The sequence below is a fragment of the Pseudomonas sp. H26/SER47-MNA-CIBAN-0231 genome, assembly GCF_040310465.1.
Taxonomy (GTDB): domain Bacteria; phylum Pseudomonadota; class Gammaproteobacteria; order Pseudomonadales; family Pseudomonadaceae; genus Aquipseudomonas; species Aquipseudomonas atacamensis.
In genome coordinates, this window is sequence record NZ_JBEOPW010000015.1 from 134,612 (window position 1) to 142,787 (window position 8,176).

7 protein-coding genes are annotated in these 8,176 nt (G+C 63.2%); 1 reads left to right on the forward strand and 6 read right to left on the reverse strand.

Annotation, left to right across the window (positions count from 1 at the left end; all coding sequences use genetic code 11):
• Positions 1-28 precede the first annotated feature (28 nt).
• Genes AAEZ10_RS20965 through AAEZ10_RS20990 form a run of 6 tightly spaced genes read right to left on the reverse strand, consistent with a single transcriptional unit; the run spans position 29 to position 7,409 of the window.
• Positions 29-1,039, reverse strand: a complete 1,011-nt coding sequence (locus AAEZ10_RS20965; protein WP_122505651.1) for a chemotaxis response regulator protein-glutamate methylesterase — start codon at positions 1,037-1,039, stop codon at positions 29-31.
• The gene (locus AAEZ10_RS20970; RefSeq protein WP_350570816.1) at positions 1,036-3,306 is read right to left on the reverse strand and encodes a hybrid sensor histidine kinase/response regulator; all 2,271 of its coding nucleotides are present in this window, start codon (positions 3,304-3,306) and stop codon (positions 1,036-1,038) included. The genes AAEZ10_RS20965 and AAEZ10_RS20970 overlap by 4 nt, the downstream gene beginning before the upstream one ends.
• Positions 3,303-3,986: a chemotaxis protein CheW gene (locus tag AAEZ10_RS20975; protein WP_350570818.1), complete on the reverse strand. Its 684-nt coding sequence runs from the start codon at positions 3,984-3,986 to the stop codon at positions 3,303-3,305. Before AAEZ10_RS20975 ends, AAEZ10_RS20970 begins: the two co-directional genes overlap by 4 nt.
• Positions 3,983-5,254 (reverse strand): CheR family methyltransferase, encoded by a 1,272-nt coding sequence (locus AAEZ10_RS20980; protein ID WP_350570820.1) that lies wholly within the window; start codon positions 5,252-5,254, stop codon positions 3,983-3,985. Before AAEZ10_RS20980 ends, AAEZ10_RS20975 begins: the two co-directional genes overlap by 4 nt.
• Entirely contained in the window at positions 5,251-5,787 is a 537-nt protein-coding gene (locus AAEZ10_RS20985; protein ID WP_282384467.1) for a chemotaxis protein CheW, read from the reverse strand. Before AAEZ10_RS20985 ends, AAEZ10_RS20980 begins: the two co-directional genes overlap by 4 nt.
• Positions 5,787-7,409, reverse strand: a complete 1,623-nt coding sequence (locus AAEZ10_RS20990) for a methyl-accepting chemotaxis protein (protein ID WP_350570823.1) — start codon at positions 7,407-7,409, stop codon at positions 5,787-5,789. Before AAEZ10_RS20990 ends, AAEZ10_RS20985 begins: the two co-directional genes overlap by 1 nt.
• A 438-nt stretch (positions 7,410-7,847) precedes the next feature.
• On the opposite strand from AAEZ10_RS20990, the gene AAEZ10_RS20995 reads away from it, so the two are divergent.
• On the forward strand, positions 7,848-8,176 hold a 329-nt coding region (locus AAEZ10_RS20995; protein ID WP_350570825.1), incomplete at its 3' end, for an Hcp family type VI secretion system effector.

An 8,176-nucleotide genomic window follows, 5' to 3' on the forward strand; every position in this document is an offset into this window, starting at 1 on the left:
CGGGGGCCTGGATTGCCGATCAACCTGTTCATTTGGGGAAAATCTCCAGCAATCGTGGCGCTATCTTTTCCAGCGGGCGGATTTCCACCGCGGCATCGATCGCCGCGGCAGCCTTGGGCATGCCGTACACCGCACTGCTGTGCTGATCCTGCGCAATGGTCAAATAACCCTGCTGGCGCATGAGCTTAAGCCCTTGCGCGCCATCGCGCCCCATCCCGGTCAATAAAACCCCGACCGCATCACCGTTCCAGTAACTGGCAACGCTCTCGAAAAACACGTCGATCGAGGGGCGATAGATCTCGTTGACCGGTTCGGCGGTGTAGGCCAGCGTGCCGTTTTTCAACAGGCGAATATGGTGATTGGTCCCGGCCAGCAGCACCGCACCACTTTGCGGCGGCTCGCCTTCACGGGCCAGACGCACATCGAGGCCGCTGGCGCTGGCCAGCCATTCGGCCATGCCGGCGGCGAACACCTGATCGACATGCTGCACCAGCACGATCGCGGCGGAAAAATCCTTCGGCAGGCCTTTGAGCAACACTTCCAGCGCCGCCGGCCCACCGGCAGACGAACCGATCGCCACCAGCCGCTGACGTGACGGCGAACTGCGCGGCGAACTCGGCGCCGGGCGCGCACGTGGCGCCTTGTCGCCGATCAGCCAGCCGATGTTGAGGATCTTGCGCAACAACGGCGCCGCCGCTTCCTGGGCATTGCCGGCGCCGATCGCCGGCGTGTCGACCACGTCCAGCGCGCCGTGGCCCATGGCCTCGAACACGCGGTGCACGTTCTGCTGGCGGTCAACAGTGACGATGACGATCGCGCACGGCGTCTCGGCCATGATCCGCCGCGTGGCTTCGACGCCATCCATGATCGGCATGATCAGGTCCATCAGAATCAGGTCTGGCGTGCACTCGGCGCAGCGTTGCACCGCCTCGGCGCCGTTGCTGGCGACCCAGATCACCTGATGCGCTGGCTCGAACGCCAGCGCTCGGCGCAGGGCCTCCACCGCCAGGGGCATGTCGTTGACAATTGCGATCCTCATGCCCGCGCTCCCCCGATGAGCTCGACCACTGCATCGAGCAGGGCGTCGTCATGAAAACTGGCTTTGGCTAGATAATAGTCGGCGCCGGCATCCAGTCCACGGCGGCGGTCTTCTTCGCGATCCTTGTATGACACGACCATCACCGGCAGCGATTGCAGACGGTTGTCGCGGCGCAGCAGCGTGACCAGCTCGATGCCGTCCATGCGCGGCATGTCGATGTCGGTGATCAGCAGATCGAAGTTCTCCGAACGCAGCGCATTCCAGCCGTCCATGCCGTCCACCGCCACCGCGACGTCGTAGCCACGATTGAGCAGCAGTTTGCGTTGCAGCTCGCGCACGGTCAGCGAATCGTCGACCACCAAGATTCGTTTGCGCGCCGCTTCGGCAGCTTGATTGCCGTGGCGGGCAATGCGCTCCAGGCGCCCGGTGTTGAGCAGCTTGTCCACCGAACGCAGCATGTCTTCGACATCGACGATCAGCACCACCGAACCATCATCGAGCAAGGCCCCGGCGGAAATATCCTGAACCTTGCCCAGACGCTCGTCCAGCGGCAACACCACCAGCGTGCGCTCACCCACGAAGCGCTCGACAGCCACCCCGTAAATCGCCTCGCGCTCGCGGATCACCACGACTTTCAGGGTAGCGCCATCGTTCTGACTGGCCGGGCGATTGAGCAACTGGCTGGCCGCGACCAGGCCGACATGCTGGCCTTCGTGCCAGAAATGCTGACGCCCCTCGACCTGCACAATGTCTTCCGGCGCCAGATCGCACATGCGTTCGATGTGCGCCAACGGGAATGCGTAAGCCTCTTCGCCGACTTCCACCACGAGGCTGCGCACCACCGAAAGCGTCAGCGGCACTTCCAGATGGAAACGGCTGCCCTCGCCCGCCGTCTGCTCCAGCACCACGGCCCCACGCAATTGGCGAACCATGTGTTGAACAGCATCCAGGCCGACGCCACGCCCGGACACTTCGGTGACTTTGTCGCGCAGGCTGAAGCCCGGCAGAAACAGGAAGGTCAGCAGTTCCTCTTCGCTCAATTGCGCTGCGGTTTCGGCTGGGGATAACTGCCGTTCGACGATGCTGCGGCGGACTTTCTCCAGATCGACGCCACCGCCGTCATCACTCAATTCCAGCACCAGCAAACCGGCTTGGTGGGAAGCGCGCAGGCGGATCAGGCCCTCTTCCGGCTTGCCCTTGAGCAGGCGTTGTTCCGGGGATTCGATGCCGTGATCGACGGCGTTGCGCAGCAGATGAGTCAGCGGTGCTTCAAGCTTTTCCAGCACGTCGCGATCGACCTGGGTTTTCTCGCCTTCGATCTCCAGGCGCACCTGCTTGCCAAGGCTGCGCCCGAGGTCGCGAACCATGCGCGCCTGCCCGCTCAACACGTCGGCAAACGGGCGCATACGACAGGCCAGCGCGGTGTCGTAGAGCACTTGCGCGCGCTGACTGGCCTGCCAGGCGAACTCGTCGAGTTCGGCGTTTTTCTCGCTGAGCAATTGTTGCGACTCGGCGAGCAAACGTCGCGCATCTTCCAGCGACTCGAGCGCTTCCAGGCTCAGCGCATGCTCCTTCAGGTGCACATTGAGATTTTCCAGTGCGCGCAGGCCGTTGTTCTGCATGCGTTTGAGGCGCTGCATGGTCGCCAGATGCGGCTTGAGACGCTGGGTTTCCACCAGCGACTTGCTCGACAGATCGAGCAGGCTGTTCAGGCGCTCGGCGGTGACGCGCAAGACGCGCTCGCCGCCCTCGGTGGTGCGTTTGTTTTTACGCGGGGTCGGCTCGGCGGGCTCGTCCATGATCGGCGCTGTCGCTGTTGGCGCGGGCTCGATCTGCAACTCGGCCATTGGCGGCGTGGCAACCACAGCGGCTGGCGCCGAAGGATCGAGCAGACGCCCCATCAACGCGACGTAGGCTTCAATGTCAGCAGGTTGCGGCGCATTGGCCGGCGTGGCGATGCGCATCAGCAGGTCGGTGCCCTGCAACAACGCGTCGATGTGTTCGGGACGCAGCAACAAACGCCCTTCCTGCGCACTGACCAGGCAATCTTCCATGACGTGGGCGACGCTGACGCCGCTGTCGATGCCAACAATGCGCGCCGCACCTTTGAGCGAGTGCGCCGCACGCATGCACGACTCCAGCTGATCGGCTTGGGTCGGATTGCGCTCCAGCGCCAGCAGCCCGGCGCTGAGCACTTGGGTCTGGGCTTCGGCTTCGAGGCTAAACAGCTCGAGCAGGGAGGCGTCGCGCATTTGCTCGGGGGTCATGTCAGGCTCCGGGTCACGGCGGACAACAGCTGTTCTTCATCCAGCCAGCGCAGGCTGCGACCGCGATATTGCAGAACGCCACGGGTGTACCTGGCACTGTTCTGCGCACCGGACTGCGACGCGGCGTCGAGGATGCGCTCGTCGATGGCATGAATGCCGTCGACCTCGTCTACCGGCACCACCACCGGCCCGCCGTGCGCGGCGATGATCAGCATGCGCGGCATGATTCGCCCGCCGCTGACCGGCGCAACGCTGGCGCCGAGGTCGAGCAATTCCACCAGCGACAGGCACGCGACCAAGGCGCCACGGACATTGGCCACGCCGAGCAAGGCCCGCGAGCGCTGGTGCGGCAGCGAATGTATCGCCTGCAACGGCGCAACTTCGACAAGCGTGCGCGTGGCCAGTCCGAGCCATTCCTCGCCGAGGCGAAACATCAGCAGCGAGCGGGTCTTGACGTCGATTTCGACTTTGCTGACCACTGCTTCGCGCTGGTCCTGCTGCAACGAATAGCGGTCGAGCAGGCGTGTGGCGGCGGCGGAATACACCGAGCAGTTGCGGCAATGAATGTGCTCTTCCAGCAACGGGCAGGACTTGTCGCCATGAATGCCGATGCGGTTCCAGCAATCGTCGATGGCGCGGGCGTCTTCGTGGGTAACGTTCAAGGTGTCGGGCGCGCTCATCGTTTACGCTCACTGTCGGCGGTGCGCTCGCTGCGGGCGGCGCGCTCCTGCAATCGTCGGGCACCCGCCGTGTCGCCCTGAGCCTGCAGCAACGCGGCCAGGTGCATCAGCGCTTCGGGGTGTTGCGGCTCGAGGTACAAGGCCTTGCGATAGAAACCCTGGGCCTCGAGGCTCAGGCCGGCGACATCGCTGAGCAGGCCGAGCCAATAGAACACCTGCGCCACCGGTTCATGGCTGCGCAGATAGTGTTCGCACGCGGCACGGGCCTCGGCGCTTTTGCCTTCATTGGCCAATGCGGCGATTTGCGCCAGCAGCGTCGCGGCGTCGGGGTTGGCAGTTTTTTTCGTTACCGGCAAAGCCGTCACGGCAGCGAACGGCCGATTGCGCACTGGCGCTGGCGGCGCGCTGCGCAATGGTTGGCTGACCGGCACGGCGACCGGTTTGGGCGTCGGCAGTGGTTCGGGGTGCGGCTCGCTGTGACGGCTGAAGGCGAACGACTGCGGGATGCCGATCGAGCGCATGCCCAAACGCCCGAGCAGACTGCCCTCCGCCGGGCCGATAAACAGCACGCCGTCAGCATGGGTCAGGCGCTTGAGCACTTCGAACACCTGCTTTTGCGTCGGCTGGTCGAAGTAGATCAGCAGGTTGCGGCAGAACACGAAATCGAAGGCTGGCTCGCTCGCCAACAGTGTCGGATCGAGGACATTGCCGACTTGCCAGCGCACCTGCTCGCGAACGTATTCGTTGACCCGGTGGCCGTCCTGCTCAGGCATGAAATGCCGATCGCGAAATTGCAGATCCTGCCCGCGAAACGAGTTCTTGCCGTAAACAGCACGGCGCGCCTTGTCCACCGACAACGGGCTGATGTCCATGCCATCGACCTTGAACTGATGCGGCTTGAGCCCGGCATCGAGCAGGGCCATGGCGATCGAATAGGGTTCTTCGCCGGTCGAGCACGGCAGACTGAGGATGCGCAACGCGCGCATGTTGTTCAGCTCGGCGAGACGCTGACGGGCCAGTTTGCCCAAGGTGGCGAAGGATTCCGGATAACGGAAAAACCACGTTTCCGGAACGATCACCGCTTCGATCAGCGCCTGCTGTTCATCCCGCGAGCCTTGCAACAGCTGCCAGTATTCGTCGGCGTGGGCGGCCTGGGACAGCGTGGTGCGCTGGCGCACGGCGCGCTCGATGATCGCCGCGCCCACCGACGCGACATCGAGGCCGATGCGTTCCTTGAGGAAATCGAAAAAGCGCTGCTCATTGCTCATGGCTGCGCCTCAAGCTGCGCCGGATCACGCGGCGGATCGGGGAACAGCAAACTGCGCACGGCGTCATCGAGCAAGTCATTGACCCGCACCCATTGCAGCAATCCCTGCGCATCTTCGCGCACCGGGCCGAGGTACGGCGCCTCGCGGTTATCGAGGCCGTAGGGCTGGAAATCTTGCGGATGACAGCGCAGCGTGTCGGTGGCCTGCTCGAGAATCAGCCCGAGCCATTGCGCTGCTTGCGCTTGATCCGGCTGATAATTGACCAGCACCAGCCGCGTGCTGGTCCGCGCCTCGGCGGGTCGGCCGAAAGTCAGCGCGCTGAGATCGATCACCGGCACCACCGCCCCGCGATAGGCGAACACCCCGGCCACCCAATGCGGTGCCCGGGCAATCGGCTTCAACGGCAGGCGCGGCAGCACTTCGGCCACTTCGGTGGCGCGCAAGGCATAGCGCTCGCTGCCGATGCGAAACAGCAGAAACAGCGCCTGCTTCGCCACTGGCGCGGCGTCACGCTTGGCGATGATTTCGCTCATCAGACTTTGAATCGCGAAACGCCGCTGCGCAGGCCGACGGCCACCTGGCTCAGTTCGTCGATGGCGAAACTGGCCTGACGCAGCGATTCGACGGTCTGGCTGCTGGCATCGCCCAACTGCACCAACGCATGGTTGATCTGCTCGGCGCCAGTGGCCTGGGCCTGCATCCCTTCGTTGACCATCAGCACGCGCGGCGCCAGCGCCTGCACCTGATGGATGATCTGCGACAGCTGCTCGCCGACCTGCTGCACTTCCGACATGCCGCGGCGTACTTCCTCGGAAAACTTGTCCATGCCCATCACCCCGGCCGACACCGCCGACTGGATCTCGCGGACCATCTGTTCAATGTCGTACGTGGCCACGGCGGTCTGATCGGCCAGACGCCGGACTTCGGTGGCGACTACGGCAAAACCGCGACCGTACTCGCCGGCCTTCTCGGCTTCGATCGCCGCGTTGAGCGACAACAGGTTGGTCTGGTCAGCTACTTTGACGATGGTCACCACCACCTGATTGATGTTGCCGGCCTTCTCGTTGAGGATCGCCAGTTTGGCGTTGACCAGATCCGCCGCGCCCATGACCGAGTGCATGGTGTCTTCCATGCGCGCCAGGCCTTGCTGGCCGGAGCCGGCGAGCACCGAGGCCTGATCGGCAGCGGTGGACACTTCGGTCATGGTGCGCACCAGATCCCGCGAAGTCGCGGCGATCTCACGGGAGGTTGCGCCGATTTCGGTGGTGGTCGCTGCGGTTTCGGTGGCGGTGGCCTGTTGCTGCTTGGAAGTGGCGGCGATCTCGGTCACCGAGGTGGTCACCTGCACCGAGGAGCGCTGGGCCTGGGACACCAGCGACGTCAGCTCGGTCATCATGTCGTTGAAGCCGGTTTCGACCGCGCCGAATTCGTCCTTGCGATCGAGGTTCAGGCGCGAGCTCAGATCACCGGTGCGCATGATGTCGAGGATGGTCACGATGCGGTTCATCGGCGCCATGATCGCGCGCATCAACAGCAGACCGCAGAGGCCGGCGACCAGTACCGCGACCAGCAGGGAAATGACCATGCTGACTTTGGCCGTTGCGACCGCATCGTCGATGTTGGCCATGGCGTTATCAGCGACGACTTTGTTTTCGCCAATGATGTCGTTGAGTTTCATCCGCCCGGTGTACCACGCCGGGGTCAGTTTCTCGTTGAACAGCTTGATGGCATCGGCTTCCAGATTGCGCTTGTGCAGGTCCAGCACGGCATCCTGAATCTGGATGTAGGTATCGTGGTACTTCTCGAACAGGGCGAATTCGGAGCGGTCTTCATCGGTGGCCATGGTCTTGCGATAGTTGGCCATCTGCTCTTGCAGACGCGCCTCGAACGCCTTGTAGTCCGCTTCGTCTTCGCTGGAAACGCCCTGGCCTTCCTTGAGGCCGAGCAGTTTTTGGGTCTGCAAATAACTGTCGACCCACGCGCCGCGAATCATCGAGCTGTAATAGACGCCGGGGATGGCATCGTCGCGCACGCTGTTTTCACTGGCCTCGATCTTCAACAACCGCGAGTAGGACAGCACCACCATCAACAGCATGATGGCGATAATCACCGCAAAGCTCGCCAAAATGCGTTGGCGCAACGTCCAGTTCTTCACAGTGAATCCTCGTGCCTGATCGAAATGCGGGGAGTATAGCCGAGGGCGGTGTTTCATTTATAAGACGCTTTCGCTGGCAGCACTGTCCCTGGGGGAGCGAGCCTGCTCGCGAAGGCAACATCGCGGTCCCGGCAAATCCCCAACTGCGCAAGAAGTTGCGCAGTAGCCCGTAATATTTCAGGGCCTAAATCCGCTGTAGCCCAAGCGGCGCAAGCCCTGCAGCCAAGTGCGCAAGAAGTTGCGCAGTACTGCGCAACTTCTTGCGCACTTTCTCCCGACTTTTCCGCTGAAAATCGCCCCGAATGATGACCAACCAGCGTGGCGCCCCCGCCATCCGGGCACCGCGCAAAACCTGGCACGCTCCTTGATAACCCTCAGCCACCCACCGGGCGATTTCGCCTCCGGGCACCCTAACTTTATCCGCAAGGAGAGCACCCCATGGCAACACCAGCGTACATGTCGGTTACCGGCGAAAAACAAGGCCTGATCACTGCCGGCGCTTTCACCGCCGACTCCGTTGGCAACACCTACCAGGAAGGCCACGAAGACCAGGTCATGGTTCAGGCTTTCACCCACGACGTGATCATCCCGCGTGACCCGCAATCCGGTCAGCCAACCGGTCAACGCGTACACAAGCCAGTTGTGATCACCAAGGTCTACGACAAGGCTTCGCCACTGCTGCAAGCAGCTCTGACTTCCGGCGAGCGCATGAGCGAAATCGTTATCCAGTGGTACCGCACTTCGGCTCAAGGCACCCAAGAGCACTA